The sequence below is a fragment of the Thiolapillus sp. genome (genome assembly GCF_048562965.1).
GTDB lineage: Bacteria > Pseudomonadota > Gammaproteobacteria > Chromatiales > Chromatiaceae > Thiolapillus > Thiolapillus brandeum_A.
Window position 1 is genome coordinate 1 of sequence record NZ_JBHNMF010001285.1, and the last position, 727, is coordinate 727.

Sequence of the window (727 nt, forward strand, 5' to 3'; positions counted from 1 at the left end):
GGCCTATTGCCGCATCTCCAGTTACCTGCAGACCATGGCAAATCAGGGATACAATCCGCTGGTCGCCATTCAAATGGCCTTTTCGGGACAGCTCTATGCTGATAGGGGTGAGTAGTTACCCGCACGTTTAGAATAGATGACGAGGTCGTACCCTATGTGAATGACACACTAGCAGATTCGGTGAAGGAAGATGCGTTCTGCGAAGAAGGCGATATTGTCCTTGCCGATGCGTCTGAGGATGTTGATGACATCGGCAAGGCTATTGAGATAGTCGACATAGGTGGTCAGCGGCTGGTTTCTGGCCTTCACACGATCTTGGCAAGTCGGATTGACCATCGAATTGTCGTTGGTTTTGGAGCGTACCTGTATGCATCCAGCGGGGTCAGAAAGCAAATTCAACAACGTGCGCAAGGAGCCAAGGTTCTTGGTATTTCAAAGACACAGCTTGCCGAGGTGGAGCTAGCGTATCCGACGGAAGCCCGCGAACAACAAAAAATCGCCCACTGCCTCTCCTCCCTTGATGAGGTGATCGGGCTGGAGTCGCACAAGCTCGACGCCCTCAAGAACCTCAAGAAAGGCCTGATGCAGCAGCTTTTCCCGCAGGATGTGGCATAGATGCAACCTTCTGTGCCGAACGGCCTTCTTCGCTCTGATCTGGACGGCAAGGGTCTGTTGCCGCAGGTAACGCAGGCCAGCCATTCTGAGCTTTCCGAGGCTGATCAATATC

The 727-nt window shown here is 53.0% G+C and carries 1 protein-coding gene; it reads left to right on the forward strand.

Annotation, left to right across the window (positions count from 1 at the left end; genetic code table 11):
* Positions 1-180 precede the first annotated feature (180 nt).
* Positions 181-615 (forward strand): restriction endonuclease subunit S, encoded by a 435-nt coding sequence (locus ACOCD2_RS23850; protein ID WP_419626275.1) that lies wholly within the window; start codon positions 181-183, stop codon positions 613-615.
* The last annotated feature ends 112 nt before the right edge of the window (positions 616-727 follow it).